The 19,562-nt window shown below is 52.5% G+C and carries 16 protein-coding genes and 1 pseudogene; all 17 read right to left on the bottom strand.

All coding sequences use genetic code 11. The annotated features are described in order from the left end of the window. Positions 1-7,886, bottom strand: a pseudogene (locus LAT75_RS10685) (hypothetical protein); the annotation flags it as partial. Between the two features lie 27 nt (positions 7,887-7,913). Then, a complete protein-coding gene (locus LAT75_RS10690) occupies positions 7,914-9,671 on the bottom strand; it encodes a hypothetical protein (RefSeq protein ID WP_291482652.1) in 1,758 nt (585 codons plus the stop codon). A 1,131-nt stretch (positions 9,672-10,802) separates the two neighbouring features. Further along, positions 10,803-12,068: a serine hydrolase domain-containing protein gene (locus LAT75_RS10695; protein WP_291482653.1), complete on the bottom strand. Its 1,266-nt coding sequence runs from the start codon at positions 12,066-12,068 to the stop codon at positions 10,803-10,805. Between the two features lie 186 nt (positions 12,069-12,254). Beyond that, positions 12,255-12,659: a DUF1801 domain-containing protein gene (locus tag LAT75_RS10700; protein ID WP_291482654.1), complete on the bottom strand. Its 405-nt coding sequence runs from the start codon at positions 12,657-12,659 to the stop codon at positions 12,255-12,257. Continuing rightward, entirely contained in the window at positions 12,652-12,978 is a 327-nt protein-coding gene (locus tag LAT75_RS10705) for an antibiotic biosynthesis monooxygenase (protein ID WP_291482655.1), read from the bottom strand. The genes LAT75_RS10700 and LAT75_RS10705 overlap by 8 nt, the downstream gene beginning before the upstream one ends. 72 nt (positions 12,979-13,050) lie before the next feature. Continuing rightward, positions 13,051-13,752, bottom strand: a complete 702-nt coding sequence (locus LAT75_RS10710; protein ID WP_291482656.1) for a YafY family protein — start codon at positions 13,750-13,752, stop codon at positions 13,051-13,053. 139 nt (positions 13,753-13,891) lie between these two features. Further along, complete coding sequence (locus LAT75_RS10715) at positions 13,892-14,215, bottom strand: hypothetical protein (protein ID WP_291482657.1); 324 nt, start codon at positions 14,213-14,215, stop codon at positions 13,892-13,894. After that, positions 14,118-14,357 (bottom strand): DUF1801 domain-containing protein, encoded by a 240-nt coding sequence (locus tag LAT75_RS15645; RefSeq protein ID WP_363320553.1) that lies wholly within the window; start codon positions 14,355-14,357, stop codon positions 14,118-14,120. The genes LAT75_RS10715 and LAT75_RS15645 overlap by 98 nt, the downstream gene beginning before the upstream one ends. Next, entirely contained in the window at positions 14,354-14,617 is a 264-nt protein-coding gene (locus tag LAT75_RS10720) for a (4Fe-4S)-binding protein (RefSeq protein ID WP_291482658.1), read from the bottom strand. Before LAT75_RS10720 ends, LAT75_RS15645 begins: the two co-directional genes overlap by 4 nt. Before the next feature lie 11 nt (positions 14,618-14,628). After that, entirely contained in the window at positions 14,629-14,907 is a 279-nt protein-coding gene (locus LAT75_RS10725) for a GNAT family N-acetyltransferase (protein ID WP_291482659.1), read from the bottom strand. 124 nt (positions 14,908-15,031) lie between these two features. Continuing rightward, positions 15,032-15,430, bottom strand: a complete 399-nt coding sequence (locus LAT75_RS10730) for a nuclear transport factor 2 family protein (RefSeq protein ID WP_291482660.1) — start codon at positions 15,428-15,430, stop codon at positions 15,032-15,034. A 56-nt stretch (positions 15,431-15,486) separates the two neighbouring features. Continuing rightward, positions 15,487-16,089 carry a hypothetical protein gene (locus LAT75_RS10735; protein ID WP_291482661.1) on the bottom strand — a complete coding sequence of 201 codons (603 nt, stop codon included), beginning with the start codon at positions 16,087-16,089 and terminating at the stop codon, positions 15,487-15,489. 60 nt (positions 16,090-16,149) lie between these two features. Then, positions 16,150-16,929 carry an SDR family oxidoreductase gene (locus LAT75_RS10740; RefSeq protein ID WP_291482662.1) on the bottom strand — a complete coding sequence of 260 codons (780 nt, stop codon included), beginning with the start codon at positions 16,927-16,929 and terminating at the stop codon, positions 16,150-16,152. A 130-nt stretch (positions 16,930-17,059) separates the two neighbouring features. Continuing rightward, a complete protein-coding gene (locus tag LAT75_RS10745; RefSeq protein WP_291482663.1) occupies positions 17,060-17,836 on the bottom strand; it encodes a hypothetical protein in 777 nt (258 codons plus the stop codon). Continuing rightward, positions 17,833-18,285, bottom strand: a complete 453-nt coding sequence (locus LAT75_RS10750) for a DUF2141 domain-containing protein (protein WP_291482664.1) — start codon at positions 18,283-18,285, stop codon at positions 17,833-17,835. The genes LAT75_RS10745 and LAT75_RS10750 overlap by 4 nt, the downstream gene beginning before the upstream one ends. Further along, positions 18,282-18,449, bottom strand: coding sequence for a hypothetical protein (locus tag LAT75_RS10755; protein WP_291482665.1), 168 nt, complete (start codon positions 18,447-18,449; stop codon positions 18,282-18,284). Before LAT75_RS10755 ends, LAT75_RS10750 begins: the two co-directional genes overlap by 4 nt. Before the next feature lie 49 nt (positions 18,450-18,498). Further along, positions 18,499-19,562, bottom strand: a 1,064-nt coding sequence (locus tag LAT75_RS10760) for an efflux RND transporter permease subunit (RefSeq protein ID WP_291482666.1), incomplete at its 5' end; no start/stop codon positions are given.

A 19,562-nucleotide genomic window follows, 5' to 3' on the forward strand; every position in this document is an offset into this window, starting at 1 on the left:
ATGATGGGCACGCCTGTGTTGCCGCCGGCCGCTACAAAGAAACCAAAACTCAGCTGATTGTTGATGTTGGAAAATTTGCCCGCTACAATCGTACTCACCTGATTGTTGCCAATTTTGAACTGTCCGGTACCGGCGGCTCTTATCAGAACCCCGCCTCCCTCCTGCGCATACTGAAAATCGGCCGTCATGGTGAAGATTTCACTCAGGGCTATCTCAACCCCCTCTACCGAAAGGGAAATATCAGAGCCGGCACGGTAGAAATAGAAGGCCTGCGCCGTTCCGGTAAAGTCGCTCTGATTTCCGCCCACCGATACGTTAATGGCGGTGTCGCCGTCTTCATTAATCGGATCCATACCCTCAACCGTGAACGGACAGGGGCCGAAACAGACCACCTCTGTTACCCCGGTTACCAGCCGCGTTTCTACGGTTGGCTCCGCCATCTGCCCCGCCATACTGCGCAGTTCTTCAGGGTCGCGCTCGGCCGTTTCCGTTATTTCAAGGGTGAAGCCGCCGGCATCCGCATGCCGGAAGAAAGAGCCTATTTCCAGCTCCAGGGCGTTGATCACGGAAATCGAGGCCGGCCCGCTGATGCGCCCGAAATCGCGAACGCCCGGCCGCCCGATTTTGATGTCTTCCAGACCGATATCTCCCTCTACCCCGCTGAGCACCAAGCCGGCACGCCCGCCAAGTGCAATGCTGAACTCACCGGGGTTTTCGCTTGTAGTCGTTATGCCCGCTTCTATATCGAGGCGGAAAAAGCTCATATCAAACGAAAAGCCCACATTACCCGTAACGTTGTAGGAAATATCAATTTCATTGTTGATGCGGCTTACGCCAATGCCGTCTTCATCTTCATTTCCAAAGAAAATGACCGGCTTCATTGCGTTGGTTTCCCGGTCTAACACCGAAACAAATGCACTGGCATACAGGGCCCGGTTCTGCGGATTTATGGGATCTATTACCGCCCGCACCCGCTGCAAATCGACCTGACCAAACTGCCCAAGCGTTACCTGCATGGCTTCTTCTTCAAATAAAACCAGCAGACCGCCTTCATCCACAACAACGGTTCCGTTGGCATTTCGCTGAATGCGGATACTCAGACTGCTTTCCGCTACACGATCGGCGAAGGGGTCGGGCAGCATGAAATCGAAGGTACTGCCGAGCCGCAGGATGGCATCTTCTTCATAAGTGAGCTCCAGGCCAATCAGGGTGATATATTCGCCCAGGATTTCAAGCGGATCTTCACCAAGGTCAATTTCCGGCACAGAGATCTCACCGGATGTATTAAAAACGAGCTCTTCGAAGGGAATGGCGTGGTCAAAATAGGTGAAGGTTCCCGCGCTTACAACGCCAAGCGCCTGCCCGCTCAGGAACAGCTCAGGAGATTCAAGATCAGCCGTTAAGGCGCCGTTAAACAGCTGAAGCTGCTGGAATTCCGGCACGAAAGCTTCATCAGCGAGCCCGAAATAAAGTTCAGGGTTTCCGTCTGCAAGGCCTGTGAGTCCGAAACCAAGACCGCTCAGCTGCACGCGTATTTCTTCGTTAAAAATGCTGTCGAATGAAACCTGCCCGTTCAGGGAAACCACAAAGCTATCGGCCGTGCCGGTTACAGAAAAGGGCTGATGGTTTTGCGGAATGAAGTGCGCTTCCCCCAGCCTGAGCTGTGCGGCCGTGCCTTCTGGTTCAAGTTCGTACACCCAGTTGCTTTCCAGCCAGGCGGCCCGCAGCAGCATGGGCCGGGTGCCGCCGTTGGTGCCGGGGCGCTGCAGCAGGGAGCTTTCGATTGTGCCGGTAAGCATTAGTGCGGTTTCTGTACCAAGGGCGGCTTCAATGCCGAGCAGCTGTGCGATAAAGACCGCTTCATCCTCAGAGCCGTTAACCGTGCCGGCTACGCTTCTTTGCATGAGCGGGCTTACATCGGGTTCGTAGGTGTTGCTGTTGTAGCCCGTAGCCACATAGCCGCTGCGCAGCCCCTGCGGCAGTACCTGAACCTGAAGCAGGGTTTCGGCCATGTCAGCATCACCCGTTAAAAAAAGCGGCAGCGTAACGGCAAGCCCGGCCATCAGGCGGAATTCCTCACCGGTTTCGGGCCGCAGGCTGCTGATGCGAAGCGGAAGATCGCCGTAAAGCGCGGAAACCGAAACCGACTCCGTAAGGATCAGATCCCCGCCGGTAACATTAAAAAGCGCATCAACCGTAAGCGCTGCCGATGCCTGTATTTCGAGATAATCAAGCCCGGGCAGTGTAACGGTGAGGGGGTTTCCGTCGCTGCTAATCAGCAGATTTCCGTCCTGCTGTGTGCTCATGTTTACAAGCAGCTGCCCCTGTTCATCCCGCAGCATTACCCAGCCGGTTTCTTCATCGGGGAGAAATAAACGCTCCGGGAGTTCAGCAATCGGGGCATCAGGCAGCACAAAGCCGTTAGGGGATAAATAGGCGAGGGGCTCCTCATCAGCGGCATTGCGGAAGAATGAAACCCGGCCGCTGCTTACCCCTGTGCCGCCGTAACGAAGCGCGAAATCCTCGCTGAAAGCCACAACAAGCCCGCTGTAGCTGGTGCCCTGAAAACGAATGAAACCTTCTGAGCCCGACTGCGGACGCATCCCGGCGGCATCGAGTATCAGGCCTTCGCTGCTTGTAAACCGCAGGAAGGCGCCTTCGGGCTGTGGCGTTTCCTCTGAAACGAGCCGGAAACGGATGGGGTTGAGGGACGCTTCCAGCAGCACTTCTGCACCGGCAACGGCCTGCCCTCCGGTGACCTCAAAATCGGGGAGCGAGAACTGAAGTGCTTCAAAGCTGATGTTAAAGGCCGCATCACCGGCTTGCAGCTGCCCCTCATCGGTGAGCGTGAGTCCGGCGCTGCTGAGGCTTGCGGTTTGTACGTTCAGGGTGAAAAATGCCTGCTCACGGTCCCAGCGAACAGGCAGCGGAAACGGTCCGCTAAGCGGTACGGAGCCGCCGGTGATTTTGCCGCCGTACAGATCGAGCTGAAGTTCACCGTTTCCGATCTCTTCTGAGGTATCGCCGTTTTCATCGCGCGGGAAGATGCCGGTAGCAGCGGTAAACTGCATTAGGGAGCCGCCGCCTTCATCAGCGCCAAAAAGCAGGGTTCCGGTGCCGGGCTTCGCGGCGAGCGGACCAAGCGGAAGCTGGCCGCAAAACGGAAAATCAGCGACCGTGCCGCTCAGCGACTCCTGCTGCCCGTCGAGTTCCAGCGTGAAAGCCGGTTGTTCGGCACAGGCTGCTTCATCCGTAATTTCAAAGGCTGTGAGGGTTTCGATACGGCTCTGAAGGCTAATGCGCAGCTCCTGCCCCCCGGTTTGGGCTTCGTTGTCGTTATCGTTTTCGCTGCCGCTCAGCTGACCGCTCACTTCACTTACCCGCAGCGTATTCCCCAAATGCGCGGCAGAAGCCGGAATAACGGCACCGCCGAGAGGCTGCCAGGGATCAAGCGATCCGGTCAAAATGCCTGCTGTGTACAGCACCTCGTTAAAGAGCAGGCCGTCGGGCGGGTTCAGGTTCGTTTCCTGCAGAAACGCAGGCAATTCAAGCTGAAGCCCCAGTCCCAGGCCGCTGATAGATTCGGGTGCATCTGCATGTTCCCATGCGAAAGCTACTGCTTCTGTAAACCGCACATAGTAAGGCCTCAGCCGGAAACCGTTTAATACGAAAGGTTCAAAAATGAGGCCGGGAACGGTGCTTTCATCCAGCTGCTGAGGCGGCATGTTTAGTCCGTTTTTCGTGATGCGCAGGCTCAGCAGCGGCGTTTGCAGCTCCGTGCTGCCTGCGAGCGGTACCGAAAGACCGGCCTTCGGCACAAGATGCATCATCAGCCCGGATTCCGGCGCATAGCTGAAGTTGGTGACCTGCTGAATACCGGTAAGCGAAAAGGCATACTCCCCAAAACTCAGCTGCTGTGCTTCGCTGAAAGGCTGCGGGCGAAAATCAATTTCGGTGAAGTTATCGGAAGTGATGTTAACTGTAAGCGCCCCGCTGTGCTGATAGCCTGAATCGGTGCGCAGCTGAAGGCTGCCGCGTATGCTCAAATCGCGCCTCAGTACAATGCCGTTGGCATAGCTGAACTCAGCGGTGAGGCGGTCTGCGGCGAGGCGCAGCCGTTCTTCCCAAAGCGGCAGTTCGCCCCCCTGATCGCTGATCGTAAAACTGCCGCGCAGAACGGCATCCTGCCCGAGCGAAAAACGAACCGGCTCACCGCCGGAAAGCCGGCGCCCGAGCAGTTCGGCCTCCCCTTCCAAAAACAGCTCAGGCTGTGCGGAAGGAGATTCCGGATTCGGCTCAAAAACTACACGCTCCGGAAACAGCGGAATACCGAGCGCTGTAAGGTCGGCAAACGCACTTCCCTGCGGCACTTCCGCACTGATGCGCCCGCTTACAAAAGCTGAATTGAGCTGTCCGCGGGTAATGATCAGCTCCTCAAGCACTACCTCATCAAAAACAAAAGATCCGGAACTGCCGAAATAAGGGAGGATGAGCCTGGGCGAAACACCGGGTGCCGCACTGATTCTCAGGCTTCCGTTTTCGAGCAGTTCGGTTTCCACGAAATAGGTGTTGCCCTCCCGAAGCTGCAGGGCAGCGATGGAGCTGTGGGGAAGCGGAAGCAGCTCCGGAATGAGGTGACCGTCGAGGAATTCCAGATCAGGATGGAAGCCGCCTTCATCAATGCGGCCGATGATGCCTGTACCGGGCAGGCGAAGTTCGGCGTAGCCTGCGCGAATGCGCATGTTCTGAAGGTTCAGGGCGAAATCATCTGAGAAGGTGAGCTGCAGGCCGGTAAAGGTTTCCCCGCCAAAAATGAGCGCTGCCGGCTGCTCACTTCCGGATGCCGGACGTATGCCGGATGCATCAATAATCAGCTGCTCACCGGTTTCCGCCCATAAAAGCGGGCCGGCTGCGGGGTCGGCCTCAAACGGGCGGTCTGTAAGTGAAAACGCAGGCTGCTGTAGGTTTTCGGGAATCAGGGCTTCCATCCGGAACCCGCCATCCGGGATGAGCCGCCCGGACCTGATCCGGCCGGTTTCGAGCCCGATGATCAGATTATCGAAGGTAGCGGCCATTTCGGTTGAGCCGACACGGATCCGGTGCCGGCCGTTGATGCGCAGCCCTTCCTCCTGAATTTCGGCTTCCTCAACCAACAAGGTAAACTGCGGCGCTCCGCTCACCGGCATCTGCCACTCAAAAGGCTGATCGAGATCGAAACTCATTTGTGTAAAGGAAGCATCCATCAAATCATAAACTAAACTTCCTTCGGCCTGCATACCGGCGCTCAGGTTCAGCCGGGCCTGTGCCGTAAGGCTTGCCCGCTGCGGTGACCATTCCTCCCGGTCGAACTGAACCTGAAGGGACTGCACATCTGCCTCAAGCGCACCTACCTGAACCCGGCAGTCGGCATCCTGCCAGTCGAGGGCTCCGTTTATGCCGGTGGAGAAAGCAATATCATTGCCGGTAAACGCAAATCCTTCAGCCGAAGAGCCGCTGCACGAGAAAGGTTCATTCAGCAACAGGCGGCCGCTTGTGCCGAGCCGGCCGAATGCTTCGGTTTCGCCACTGCTGAGGTAGAAAAAGCCTGCGCTCCCGCCGGCTTCGGTAAGCTGCATTGAGAAGCCCGCAGCCGGGTTTACCTGACAGTTTGAGAGGGTCTGCGTGCTGAGGTCGCCGATTATGCGCTGCATGCCGGTTTCTATGCGGCCGTTGCTTAGGGGCAGCTGCAGCCCGACAAGACAGGACGGCATCTGCTGACCGCTGCGCACCAGGGCGTTGCCGCTGAAGCCCGCTTCCCACGGACCGGGGTACTGACCATCCCACTCAAACCAGGGGAATAAAAATTCGTCCAGAAAAAACTCATCCAGACTAATCTGAAGCCGTTCCGCATTGAACACGGGCAGAGGCGTGAGCATATCTGCAAAGTTAACAGCCGGAAAAAGGATACCCTGATTCGTGAGACGGATATTGCTGATCTGACCGCTTTGCCAGTTGCTGAACGCCGGTACAAGAAGGCGGCCGCTCAGGTCAAGCGCAACGTCCCACAGACCGCTTTGCGGTTCATAAACGACGGTTTCTGCCGTAGTGGCGGTCAGAGCCAGCTGCCCGAAGCCAAGACTGAGCGTCGGGTTTGGATCAGGGCACGGAAACGGTGACTGCTGCAGAATGCTGATACCTCCGGCTGAAGAAAGACCAAAATCGATGCCGGTTCCGCAGTATGTGCCGGATTCTGTAAGCAGGCCAAGACGGCTGCGAAGGCTTAGATCGTAGCTCAGGGTTTCCGCCGCCGGGCTGATCTGCACAGAACCGCTGATGCGGTTTACCGAAAGTTTCATCAGCTCTGATGCTTCCGACAGGGAAATATCGAATGCCTGATCGCACATGAACCCGGCCTGCAGCTCCTCGCCGCTGCCGGAAAGGTTGGTGAGTTCACAGCCGCTGTCTTCGCCGAGAACCCGCACGCTGCCCGCGCCTGAGAGCTGTACACCGGGGAATTCATACCGAAGCTGAGTGAGTTCGAGGGCGAGCCAGCTGTCTTCCAAAGCGAGCAGGGGAGCACCGCTCACCGTAGTGGTTCCGAAAATACCGGCGCTGTTAATGCTAAGCAGCCCGTCTGCGATCACAAAACCGGCAGCGGGTGCATCAACCGCAAGGGAGGCCTGAATACCGGTACCCATCATCCAGCGGATATCGGTAAGCGAAGCCTCATCAGGCAGCTGTGCGGCCAGAAGCTCCGAAAACGCAAATTCATCAAGCTCTACACGCCCTCCCAAAATCATGGGGTTTTGGAGGTTGTTGTTGATCAGGCGCAGATCATCAAGCATAACCGGTATTTCGGATAGTCCGGTTTGGGCAAACTGAATTTCAGCAACAGCGGGTCCGGAAAGCACCAGCTGATTGCCCTCAACACGCGACTGCGTACCGCTGAGGTCTGTAATTTCCAAAAACTGTGCAATCAGGGTGATCTTTTCGAGTACGGCGGGCACCTGTTCATCTTCCTCCTGAGGCTCACCAAAACGAAATTCGTACACCTCACTTCTGCCATCTCTAACAAAAGGCAATTCACCGGTAACATCACGCGCGGTAACCTGCCAGGCATAGCGGCGCCCCTGCTCCAGGGGAAACAAATCCGGGGTATAGACCAGCGTGGTTTGTGAAAGGATAGTTTCGTGATGCGGCTGATTTTCGATCAGGCCGTCGGCCGGGTTCTGACCTTCAAAAAGCTCCACGAGAAGGAATTCATACTCTGAACTGAGACCCGGAAAGCCGACAACTGGCGTCCAGACAAATACGGGTGTTTGAAGGGAAACGATCCCTTCATCAGGCGGTGAGATGAGGGTTGGCGGCTGCGGCAGGCGAACGGAGAAGGTTACAATAGCCGGTATGGTCGAAATCAGCGGCTGATTTTGTTCGGGAAGCACATCAATACGTACCATGTAATTTGCTTCGGGCAGCATACCGGTCTGAATAACCTGCCCTGCAAGCCCGGGGTCGAGCAAACCAATAATATCATCTTCTTTGAGGCCAAAGTTAATTTCGCGAAAAAAGGGGTCCAGGAAGTGTGTACCCGGCGCAAACCGGCGAAGATTTGAGGTCTCGTCAATCAGAACGTCGCCGTTCTTAATCACCTGAAAACGAAACCTGAAATCGCGGGGCTGATTCAGCTGCGTGTTATAAATGAACTGCACCTGATAACGGCCGGAATCATAGTCGTTTCGCAGATCATCCAGGAAAGGACTTGAAAGCACCGGCCTTATTCCGGTAAGGATAATCTGTGCGGTTTCCTGTGCCTGAAGCCGGGATCCGGCAGCTGCAGCAGCAAGTATAAAAAATGCAAAGGCCGCAAGGAACAGCAGGCGGCGGACTTTATTAATTTTGTTGGTCATGTTTACAGGTGCAGTTTGCAGATGAAATTAAAAACGCTGATCGATACTAAGCCGGATTTCCAGCTCCCGGAATCCAATTCCGCTTCCTTCCAGCAGGAAATTATTTGTATTCCGGGCTGTAAGGCGGATGGTGTTGGACCTCCGCGGCCGGTACATAGCTGTAAAATTGCCGTTAAGCTGCTGCTGACGCTGACGCTGCACGCCCTCTCCGGCGGTGGTTTCACTCTGACTTTGGGAGAAGCCTGCTGTGAGGTTCATATTCAGCTTGCGGTCAAAAAATGCGCGTCCCAAACCAATATTTGCGCCTAAGACCTGGAATTCAGAAGAAGGCGCACTGCCGCCTGCATAATTGAGTCCGGTATTGATATTCATGCCGCTGCCCAGCGAGAGGTTGTATGAACCGGTGGTGGTAAAAAACTGACTGCCCAAATCGCGGTCAACGTTTTCGATTTGTACATCGAGGAGCTGCCAGGTAGCGCTGAGCGCAACCGAATGGCTGTTACTGCCGCTCATCCAGGAATAAGAGGGCTGCAAACTTACGTTTTGAGAAATAACCTGCTGCTCCGGATAGTTAATTTCAGCGGTTTCATCATCCCCGTTGCTAACCTTAACCTGATTGATGAGCATATTCCAGGAAGCGCCGAGATTAAGCTGCTGTGTGAGCTGAGCCTGAACGTTCAGTCCGTAGTCGTTTCTGTGCTGCGTAGCGGCCCGCTGCCCAAGCAGGTTATCACGACCGATGCGCAGGGAAGAGCCCAGCCCCAGACGCCCCGACAGCAGACTCAGCTGCGGCTGAACACTTATGTTCTGATCGTCATCTTTAATATTGCGAAGCCCGAGGGTTTCATAACCCGGCTGTACCCGCTCAAAACCAACATTAAGTGTTAACGGCCGGATGTTAATGCGGGTATTTACATTGGTTGCAAAAGTAGCTTTGGTTGAAGTGCGGGGCCTGAAAAAGTTGGTCATGAAGTCCGGCACACCAACCTCATCAAGATCGAGGGCTTCACTTCGCATATCGCGTGTGAAAACAGAAACCGAGTTTTCAGCCCTGATCTGAAACCGGTTACGAAACATTGATATGTTTAAATCCGGACTCAGGGTTAGGTTTTCCTGAGGTGCAGGCTGCCGGAAACTGCTCTCATCAGCGCCGGGAGGCAGCGGCAGCGGCACGTTATCGTCGTAGGCATACACGAGCCCGAAAGCAAAATGAGAGGCATTTTCGCGCCCCATGCGAACCCGCCCCCCATAAAGCATACGCTCATACGACTGCCTTCTGAGGGAGGGGCCTTCTGCATCCGCGATGCGCCGGTTTACCTGCCCGCCCACAAACTGCGCTCCGAAGGTGCCTCCGGAAATCTCCAGCAGGCCACCGCGAACCCGCGTACCCCGTAAGCTGTAGCGGTTAAATGTAGGGCTTACGTCGCCTGCCGAAAAATTCATCCAGCGCCAACCTGCCTGAAAACTGTAGCGGTTCATACTCTGCCGAATGCCGGGATCTTCTGTTGAGTAGCGGACATTCAGACCCGAACGAAACCCCAAAAAAGAATAATTCAGGTTTACATTTGCCAGCAAGCCCAGCGGGTCGCGAAAGCTTGAAGACCTTGTTGTAGAATAAGCATGCGTCTGAAGGCTCATGCTGCCCTGCAGGGTGTACAGGCGGACATTGGTATCACCAATTGAGCCGCCCTGCAGCTGCGCATGCAGATTACCGGGATTTACGAGTACTGCCAAAACAAGGCCAAGCATCGTAAAAAATGCACAGCAAATAGGTGCCTGCTTCATTTGGTGTCTGTTTGTACTAAATTGGAGATTGCCGTCGCTCGTTTAAGTCTCCGGCTGATTCGCAGCCGCCGACCCTGCCGTGAAATCCGGTAAAAATTACACCTGCCGCATTCAATGCGACAGCTAATTCAAACAGGATTTAACAATTAATATAATCATCCTGCAGTTACTCCGCAATCACCCAAAAGGGTGATATTTTAGTCCAAACCTGCAGCTGCAGAAACAGAAATACGTCGCCCCCCTCAACTATTTACCCCGAACAGCTCCGGACATCAGCCCGAAGCGTGTTTGACTCCTAAAAAGGCCGCCTCTCCCCGCAGGCGGCGCCGGGTTATTGGGGGAGGGCGGCGGTTTGGCTGCCTCAAAGCTTGTGCCCCATCCTGGGCGCTGCTGTGATGTTACGACTCCCGGGCTTGCAGTTAAATTCAGTCACGTGCTGAAGTTCCGAAATTCATGCCATGAGCAGGACCTTGTTTCTGGTCCCGGATTGAGGGTCATTGGCTCTTCGGTCAGCAGTCCGTCGTCTGCCGTCGCCGGTCAATCCCATAATAAATCCGCGCAAATCCCGCCTGATCCGGAAAATCCGCGGGCCATGATCGCGGCGGACCTCACCCCATCCCCTCTCCTGAAATCACCACGCTGCCTTAGGGGCATGGTCTTCAGGAGAGGGGCTTTTAGTTTCGGGGTGATTTGGGGGGCTGTTGGCTTTTGGCTTTTGGCTTTTAGCATTTGGCTGCGGACTGCGGTCCGTCGCCGGTCAATCCCATAATAAATCCGTGACAATCCGGCCAGACCCGGAAAATCAGCGGGCCGTTATCGCAGTGGACCTCACCCCAACCCCTCTCCTGAAAATACCACCAGGCCTTACGGGCATGGTCTTCAGGAGAGGGGCTTTTTGTTTCGGGTAGTTGGGGTTTCGGGGGGGCAGCGGGTTATTTGGCTCCGCTGCAAAGACCTGACAGGTTTTCAAAACCTGTCAGGTCTGGCGCACAAGAACAATCCGCGCAAATCCGCCCGCCGCGCGTGCCATTTGTTCGGGGCGGTATCCACCGATGGAGATTCCTCACTGTATCAAATCCGCCTGAAGATTTGGGGCAGCACCGTGCTGATTTTCCGGTAACGTTTCACCCCTCAATCAATCACCCCGTAAATCGCGCGCTCAAAACGGTCATAAAACTCGCTTTGGCCAAGCGGGGGTATTACCTGCGTCATCAGCACCACGATCAGGTCGTGCTTTGGATCTATCCAGTAAGTCGTTTGGAAGGCCCCGCCCCAGCTGAGGCTGCCGGCCGCGCGCTTTCCTTCCGCACGGGCCTCTTCGGTGGTTATCATCAGGCAGTAGCCGAATTTATTTCCGCCAAGATCAAAATCGCCAAACTGATTTTGGGTCATCATCGCTACGGTGGACTCCTGCAAAATGCGTTTTCCGTTGAAAGCTCCTCCCTGATGAATGGCCGAAAGGAAGGTGTGGTAGTCGGCCGTGGAGGAGGTCAGTCCCGCGCCGCCGGAGTAGTAGGTCATGGCACCGCTGACCAGGAAGTCCGGGCCCATCATACCGGGGCGGCCTTCCGGATACGCCACAATGGTACTGTCCTGAATGGTATAGAGCCGGGTGAGGTCAGCCTCGCGGCCGGGCAGGTAAAACCCGATATCCTGCATCCCCAACGGCTCAAATATGTGGCTGGAAAAATACTCCGAGAGCGACATACCGGAAGCCACCTCAACCACGCGGCCCAAAACATCGGTACTCAGCCCGTAGGTATAGCGCGCTCCCGGATCGTGCGCGAGCGGCAGACCTCCCAAAATGGCCATGGTTTCTTCGATGGTCAGTTCGGCTTCGGAGCCGAGGTCAGGAACGCCTGCCTCACCGTAAATGCGCCCGAAGGTTCGGTTCGTGAAGCCGTAGGCAATGCCGGAAGTATGGGTAAGCAGCTGATGTATGGTGATGCTTCCCGATGCGGGCCGGGTTTCGTAAGCGCCGGTTTCGGCATCGAAAGAAGTGAGCACCACCGGATCAGCAAATTCCGGGATGTACAGTTCCAGGGGGTCATCCGGTGAAAGCTTGCCTTCTTCATAGAGCTGCAAAATGGCTGCGGAAGTGATGGCTTTGGTCATCGAAGCGATGCGAAACAGATGATGCGTTTCCATCAGCTCCGCTTCCTCGCGGTTCTTCCATCCCCATGCTTTATCAGCGATGATGCGGTCCCCCTGCGAAATCATAACCACGCCCCCGGCAATGCGGCCCATTTCGATTTGGGATTCCATCACCCCATCAAGGGCGGAAATAAGCGCCTCATTCGTATCTGTGGTGTAAAAGCCGGTCTGCTCTGCGGGTGTGCAGGAGAAAATGAGTAAGGTAATCAGCAGCGGATAGCAAATTATGCGGAGGCGTTTCATATCAGTCAGGTTAGTAAAGGGAAGCCGAAAAAAATTACACATCAGTAAGGCGACCTAATATACTGATATTGACTTAGCCGCGGGGCAGGATTGTTTGCTCGGTTTTAAAGCCCCCGCACTCAGGGAGCTTCCGGTATCAGAGAAAATTTCTTCACAAATGCACAATCCCGGACTTACCGAGGCCCTTTACGGTTGAGACGAGCCTCCCCCATCAATCTCATTCGCCTCATACAAATATTCCTTCAAAATTTCCGGTTCAATTTCATCCACCGAATGAAAGGTTTTGGTGTAAATCTGCTTTCTTTTGCCCTTTTCGAGGTAGCGGTATTCATCCGAAAGCAGGTGGCCGCGGCAGAAGCCCAGCGCTACCCCGGATTTAACACCTCCCCACGGAATTGATGCCGGCCATATATAACAAATCCTGGAATTTCTGTAGTAAAAGGGGACATTGTAGGAGAGCTTCTCTTCACATTCCGGTAAAGATTCAGTAATGAGATTTCGCAAAGCTTCCGCAATCTCACGCTCTTTTTCAGGAAGATAGTCGAGAAACGCTCCCACGGTTTTGAATTTGGTATGCTGAAATTTATTCATACCTTAAAGGATACCGGCTGACCGGCTTAAAGTGATGAAATGACATGGTTTGTTCATCAATTACCCGGAATGCCATTTGCGCAGCTTCGAGCTTCATGATGGCCTCAGCGGCGGCATGCGCATCTTCCATCGACTCCCAGAATACCAGGTCCATCCATTTCCCATCTTCATTGCGGGCTAATTGCCGGCTGATGAATCCTTTGTAGGTGCTCACGATGGCATTCAGCGATTCAAGTGAAGCCTTTACTTCCCGCTGATCAAATTCCGGTTTGGTATTAAAGGTCACCAGCTCAATGGCCATTGCAGTATTATTTTTCATTGATTTATCCTTCTTGGTTTGTGTTGAAAATCTGACTTCACAAAGATAAATCCGGCTTTTGACAACCTTATGTCAGCAGGGTTTTGATTTATTTATCTGCTTTTCGAAATAATCCCGAAATACAAAATCTGGCTGATTAAAACGCTCGGCGGTAATCAGGAATCCGGTAATCCGGTCTAATCGGAATTCTCTTAAATCCTGCCGTAGCCGACAATATGCCACAAGAATCCAGTTTTCATCGGTAAAATAAATCCCCAAAGGCTCAAGCTTGCGGGATGATTTTTCATCCTTATAAATGGAGTGGTAGGTAATCTGAATTATACGGTTATTTACGATAGCAGACTGTATATCTGATAAGTAATGGTTCTTCGTAGCCGGATTTAGAGGTACAGAGGCCGAGATTCTGCTATTCAAAAATTCGGCATCATCTTTTTCCGAGCCCCGCAAAACGGACCTTACTTTCAGAAGGGCTTCATTAAAGCCGGCCGAAAGAGATTTTTCACCCCTTTGTTCGATGAGCTTGCCTGCGGTAATCAATGCATTGGCCTCTGCCTCCGTAAACGAGACCGGCGGTAGTGAATACCCGTCAATCAGAAAATAGCCGACTCCGGCCTCCGAGCCAATCGGGATACCGGCTTCGGTGAGTGCCTGCATATCGCGGTAAACGGTTCGCAGACTAATGCCGAAACGATCTGCAATTTCCTGAGCCTTTACAATCCGTTTGGATTGCAATTGCGTCAAAATGGCGATAAGCCTGCTGAGTCGTTTTGTCATGGTTTCATTCAATTTCAGTATTTAGCGCTTAATAACTCAAAACACGATCATAAAAAGCCAAACCTGCTCTCAACGGATGTAGTCAGGCAGATAAACTCAAAAATGATTGCCCGGTTTTTGAGAAAATGCATAAACTCAATCATCTTAACTTCACGGTCCTCATCCAGCCAAAAGGAATGAATGGTGAAAGCAGCAATGCCATAAATATACACAAGGCTATCATCCCATCAATCATAAAATAACCGGTTATCATACTCAAACCACCGGCAATCAGCAAAATTCCGCTCAAAAAAACCAAAATTTTAGGGTACAACAAGACCTTTTTATGAGCATACTCTTTCAGAATGAGTGAATTATAAAAATGATTAATCCCGCTGACAATAAATAAATAGTCCACCTCCCAACGCAAATGATGCCGGCCATATATAACAAATCCTGGAATTTCTGTAGTAAAAGGGGACATTGTAGGAGAGCTTCTCTTCACATTCCGGTAAAGATTCAGTAATGAGATTTCGCAAAGCTTCAACTATTTCACGCTCTTTTTCAGGAAGATAGTCGAGAAACGCTCCCACGGTTTTGAATTTGGTATGCTGAAATTTATTCATCCCATTTTTAACTTTGATTCGTGCTTTTTCCCCTCCGCATCATTCATGTAGTAGGTTAAAGCCCCTGACGGACAGGTGTTGATCGTGCTGATGATTTTTTCGGTACTGCTTGCTTCCGGCTTGATCCACGGTCTTGTTTTGGGCTGGAAGACATCCGGGTTATTTTTCACACAGTTGGCCGAGTGAATACATTTGGCGGCTTGCCATACGATGGTAACTTCACCGTTGGTGTATTCTTTTATAATGTTTTTCTTATCCATAATTGTATGATTTAGAGTACGTCTCTGATTTCTTTATTTTTTTGAAATACGCTTTTTGCAAAAGGGCAAAGCGGGATAATTTTTATTCCGTTTTCTCTTGCATAAGCTACTGCTTTGATGACCATCTTTTTTCCTGCTCCTTTTCCTCTCAGTACATCACTGACTTCTGTATGGTCAATAATTATTTTATCTGAGCCGGCCCGGCTATAGGTCATTTCAGCTTCCTGAACATCATTCACAAGAATGAAGAACCTGCCTTTATTTCCGTTGTCTTCATGAAATACTTCCATAGAGTATGATTTCGTTGAGTTAAGTTGTAATAGTTTTTTGGTCTCATCAACATTATTTCGTGCAACTCAAATACTACTTGATGTTTGCCATCATATTAGCTGCTGTATATTTTTGAATCCGGTTTCACCCAAACACCGGCGCTACATCAATAAATATCCGGACGCTCGATGCCAGTCCATCCTGATTTCTACCGATGATAGTTACGCACGGAACAGTAACCACTTTGCCGTCTTTCCGGGTGTAGTCGATGAGTGCTTCTGCGGCAATCTGATTGTCGGTGCCGAGTATGTTTATGAAGGAGTGATCCAGACCGTTTAGGGCATCCCAGAAATGCTGAAGCCCGCCAATGATCTCGTTATTGCATTTCAAGATCGGATTGTTGCCGAACTGTAGCTCGCAGTCTTCGGAGAGGAAGGTGCGATAGGCCCCGGCATCCATGGTATCAACTGCTTCATATTTTGATTTTAGCCAGATGAAGGCTTCTTCAGAAATCTGCGTGGTTTTTAGCTGATGTGTTCTCATATTTTGAATGACTAAGTACGATTGATTTTATTTGAGATAAGACTCGGCGGCCCGCTTCATCTCGCTCTCACAAGACTTAAAAGTCCGCCCACATTCAGCTGAACATAGAACGAGCCCAGATTGTCTTTCAGGCCGGAGCCGGTATCCGCCACTTTGTTTCTCCATTCGGTATCGCCGGAAAAGGGAAGCTGATAGCCGATTTTTATTCCCGTAAAAAGTCCGTTCTGATCAATCAGCTTCACGTTTAGTCCAAAAGCTGCGGCTGCCTGATTATTGGTGAGGTTTTGAAATGCCCCGCTTTCAATATCCTGAACAATCAACTGATTGCTGCTTAGTACGATTCCGGCATTCGGTTCCACGCTCCATCTTCTGTTTCCGGAAAGATTGTATCCCAGAGAAAGGGCGTTTTCGAAACCCGCATACTGTATTTCGCCCGAGCTGTTGCTTGCCGTGCCTGAGGAGTAGAGGAACTGAACCCCAACCACGTACCGGCCATCGGTCCATGCGCTGCCCGCCCCGATCGAAAAGGAGTAGAGCTGCGGATCTACATCGGCAACAAAATGCCGGTCAAACGAATTGATTTTTGTGCCGGCAATTGCGCCGAAATACATGTCCGACTCCTTAGGAGACTGAGCCGAAACGGCCATGAATAATGTCAAGACAATACCCAAGGCAGATAAAAGACATTTCATTGAATTTTAATTATGATTTTTAGGATATTATTTACGCTGACTCGCCAGATTTTTCTTAATTTTCATCATGATGAAATCAGGCGTAATCCGCGGCAGGATTGAGATAATCCAGTTGTTGAAGCCGACGACTTTCTTGCCTTTTCCGTGCAGTAACAGCTTTACCCCTGCTTCTGCCACCACTTTTGCCGAAACCGGTTTATTGGCGTTCATCGCATTTGTTTTTCGCATCTCGGAAGTATGAAACTCCGTTTCTACCGTTCCGGGGCACAGCGCGGTAACCACCACGCCGGAACCCTCCAGCTCGGCGGCAATGGTTTCCGTAAAGGAAAGCACGAAGGTTTTGGTGGCTGAATAAATCGAATAGTACGGAAACGGAGTGAAGGATAAGATAGACGCCACGTTCATGATTCTTCCCGATTTGCGCTTCGCCATTTTTTGCCCGAATAGCTTCGTTAATACCACGAGACTGCTCACATTCAGGTTTATCATATTGAGCTCATTTTCCAGAGAAGTCTCCAGAAAATTTCCGTAGCCGCCAAAACCGGCGTTATTCACCAGGTGGGTGACCACTAATTTTTGCTCCTTCACCTCGTTAAACAGCTCAATGGCAGCTGCCGGATTTGACAGGTCTTTTTCAATGTACTGCACATCAATATCATGTGCGATTGAGAGCTCCGCCTGCATCTGCATGAGCTTATAGACGCTTCGTGCCACCAAAATCAGGTTGTGCTTTTTCTCCGCAAGCTGCTGAGCCATTTCGTAGCCAATACCCGCCGAAGCGCCTGTTATAAGTATGTATGATTTCATTTTATGATGATTTTTGATTGTGAAGAGTAAATGGACCGAAGACGGAGGACCGAGGACCGAAGACTTGAAACCAGCTGACAGGCCCGTAATCCCTGACCTCTGACCTCTGATTTCCGGCATCTGTCACCTTTCACCCCGGGATTAGCGGTTTGCCCAGAAGCGCCTGCACGAGCGTGGAAAGGGCCAAAAGCCCGTAAAGAGCCGCAAAGATCAGCGTTAGCTTTGTATTTTTGAGGAGATAAAAGGAGAGCAGCGGAATAATCTGAAGCGCGTGCATGCCCACGAAGTGCGCAATCCTCAGGTCACCGAAAAGCCTGCTCCAGTTCAGGAAAGGCAATCCTTCGCCTCCCATTTCACCGCCAATCGTATGACCGTTTGCGCTTCCCATTAAAAAGCCCTGCAGCGAAAAAATCACAAAGAGAAATATGCCGCAGCGAATGCCCCACAGGTAATAATCGGGCAGGGCCTTAAAGTCTCCGCGGAAAAATTCCACTCCGGCCCAGAGCGTCAGCAGACTTACGGCTGTTGCCGCAAAGGCCATCAGGGAGTACATATTTGAAGTGAGCGCGCTTGATGTATTGAAATGAGACAGCTCCCCGCGGCCGGCCTGCAGGGTGATGTACAGGATTTCAAACCCAAGCAAAAGAATCACCGCCCAGCTGAAAAAGCCCGTGAAGCCCGGCTTATCGAGATAGAACATAAACCAGGCCATCGCCCAGCTGTACATCGTGGTTGACAGCGCGAACTTCATCGGTTTATACCAGGCGTTTGCGCCCAAAACCCGGGTGTCGTCCCAGTAGCTGATGCCCAGCAAAACGAGCGCAAACAGCAGGCAGCCAAGCCCGAACCAAAAGAGCAGTTCGTTTCTGAGCTGAAGCTCGTTCAAAAAAGCGGTAACGGCTGTCATCGCAGGGTGATGGTGAGGGTAACCGTTTCACCTGCTCTAACTATAAAGTAGGCATCATCGTAATTTGGCGGACCCATCCGGATTCTGGCGTCACGGGAAAAGCCGATGGGCTCGCGCGGAAGGCCCAGAAAATTGGTGCGCAGCTCCCTGTTGTTGTCCAGATCATGGAATACGGCTGCGGCATATTCACCGGCGGGAATCTCATCAAAGTGGATTTCCATCACAGCAGCTTCTACACTCAGATAGCGCTCATAAGCGGCTTTCCCGGTTTCGGGGAAAAATTCCTGTGTGAAGATTCCGGCCGAAAGCGACCCGCCCCTTTGGGGATTGATGCCATCCACCACCAGAATAACGGAACCGGTTTCTGAATCCGGCTGATCGGGCAACGGTTCTTTGATGATAAAAACCGCGATTCCAAGAAGAAGCATGTACTTGAGCATGAGCATCATTTCCTGTCTGTTAAGGGTGATGTGTCAGAGGCGTACGCTTCATGGCTGGCCGACCTCATTTCATTTTGTGATGCGTTCAGTTCAACAATTTCCTCAACCCGCTCCTCAATGAGCTGATCCATTTTGCGGAACCATTGTGCTAATCTTCTGCTGAGATTTTTCATACGTTTTAAGTGATGTTTTTGGATTACGGGTGGTTTTTTGAAAACCTTCTTATGCGGCTTCTCTGGTAAACCAGATGTACAGAATCGGCACAATCAGCAGCGTGAGGGCCGTTGAAGTAATCATCCCGCCGATGATGGTCCAGCCAAGCGGGGTCCACAGGCCGGTGTTTGACAGCGTGAGCGGCAGCAGCCCGGCTACAGTCGTGGTTGTGGTGAGCACGATGGGCGTGAAGCGCGTCTCGGCCGATTCGATTACCGACCTAAGCACGGACTTCCCTTCCCTGCGAAGCTGATTGGCGTAATCGATCAGGATGATGGAGTTGTTCACCACAATCCCGATCAGACTGATGAATCCCACAAAGGCGAAGAAGGAAAACGACCAGCCGGTGATAAAGAGCGCCACAAACGAGCCGGTAATCGCCATCGGAATGGCCGAAAAGATGATGACCGGCTGAAGGAAGGACCGGAACTGAAGCACCAGCACGGCAAACACGCCAATCATGGCCAGAATCAGCAGGTTGGCCAGATCACCGAATGCTTCCTGCTGTGTTTCGTATTCGCCCGCCACGTAGTAGCTGTAGCCGTCGGGCCAGCTGATTTCATCCAGACCACGAATGATTTCCTCGGTGATGCGGGTGGTGAAGTCGGCATTGATCACATTTGCCGTAACCGAACTGCTGCGCTCGAAATTAAAGTGCAGAAAGCTGTTGATGGATGGTTCGAAACGGGTTTCCGCAAGCTGCCGAAGCGGTATTTGGTCGCCATAAGCATTCATCAGATACACGCTTTCGAGGTCCCGAACGCGGGTGTCGCCTTCGGTTCCCAGCCGCACAACCAGCGGATACTCCTTGCCGTCTTCCATGATGGCATTTTCGGCACGAATGCCCGATACAGCAGCCCGGATGGAGCGGTCAACCGAAGCAACCGACAGCCCCGCAAGCGCCGCCTTTTCCCAGTCAAGCGCGATGGAGAGATCGGTGCGGGCGCGGGCGAGCGGGTTCTCGACATCCAGCGTGCCTTCCACAGAGCGAATTACATCCTCAACCTGAAAAGATAATTCCGCAATCTGATCGAGACGCTCACCCAGCACCCGTATTTCGATGGGCGCGTTGA

The sequence above is a fragment of the Cyclonatronum sp. genome, assembly GCF_022565315.1.
GTDB lineage: Bacteria > Bacteroidota > Rhodothermia > Balneolales > Cyclonatronaceae > Cyclonatronum.

What these genes read in the sequence shown, in the direction of transcription:
- LAT75_RS10690 (WP_291482652.1), bottom strand. Translation starts at nt 9,671, where the DNA reads ATGAAGCAGGCACCTATTTGCTGTGCATTTTTTACGATGCTTGGCCTT.
- LAT75_RS10695 (WP_291482653.1), bottom strand. Translation starts at nt 12,068, where the DNA reads ATGAAACGCCTCCGCATAATTTGCTATCCGCTGCTGATTACCTTACTC.
- LAT75_RS10700 (WP_291482654.1), bottom strand. Translation starts at nt 12,659, where the DNA reads ATGAATAAATTTCAGCATACCAAATTCAAAACCGTGGGAGCGTTTCTC.
- LAT75_RS10705 (WP_291482655.1), bottom strand. Translation starts at nt 12,978, where the DNA reads ATGAAAAATAATACTGCAATGGCCATTGAGCTGGTGACCTTTAATACC.
- LAT75_RS10710 (WP_291482656.1), bottom strand. Translation starts at nt 13,752, where the DNA reads ATGACAAAACGACTCAGCAGGCTTATCGCCATTTTGACGCAATTGCAA.
- LAT75_RS10715 (WP_291482657.1), bottom strand. Translation starts at nt 14,215, where the DNA reads ATGTCCCCTTTTACTACAGAAATTCCAGGATTTGTTATATATGGCCGG.
- LAT75_RS15645 (WP_363320553.1), bottom strand. Translation starts at nt 14,357, where the DNA reads ATGAATAAATTTCAGCATACCAAATTCAAAACCGTGGGAGCGTTTCTC.
- LAT75_RS10720 (WP_291482658.1), bottom strand. Translation starts at nt 14,617, where the DNA reads ATGGATAAGAAAAACATTATAAAAGAATACACCAACGGTGAAGTTACC.
- LAT75_RS10725 (WP_291482659.1), bottom strand. Translation starts at nt 14,907, where the DNA reads ATGGAAGTATTTCATGAAGACAACGGAAATAAAGGCAGGTTCTTCATT.
- LAT75_RS10730 (WP_291482660.1), bottom strand. Translation starts at nt 15,430, where the DNA reads ATGAGAACACATCAGCTAAAAACCACGCAGATTTCTGAAGAAGCCTTC.
- LAT75_RS10740 (WP_291482662.1), bottom strand. Translation starts at nt 16,929, where the DNA reads ATGAAATCATACATACTTATAACAGGCGCTTCGGCGGGTATTGGCTAC.
- LAT75_RS10745 (WP_291482663.1), bottom strand. Translation starts at nt 17,836, where the DNA reads ATGACAGCCGTTACCGCTTTTTTGAACGAGCTTCAGCTCAGAAACGAA.
- LAT75_RS10750 (WP_291482664.1), bottom strand. Translation starts at nt 18,285, where the DNA reads ATGATGCTCATGCTCAAGTACATGCTTCTTCTTGGAATCGCGGTTTTT.
- LAT75_RS10755 (WP_291482665.1), bottom strand. Translation starts at nt 18,449, where the DNA reads ATGAAAAATCTCAGCAGAAGATTAGCACAATGGTTCCGCAAAATGGAT.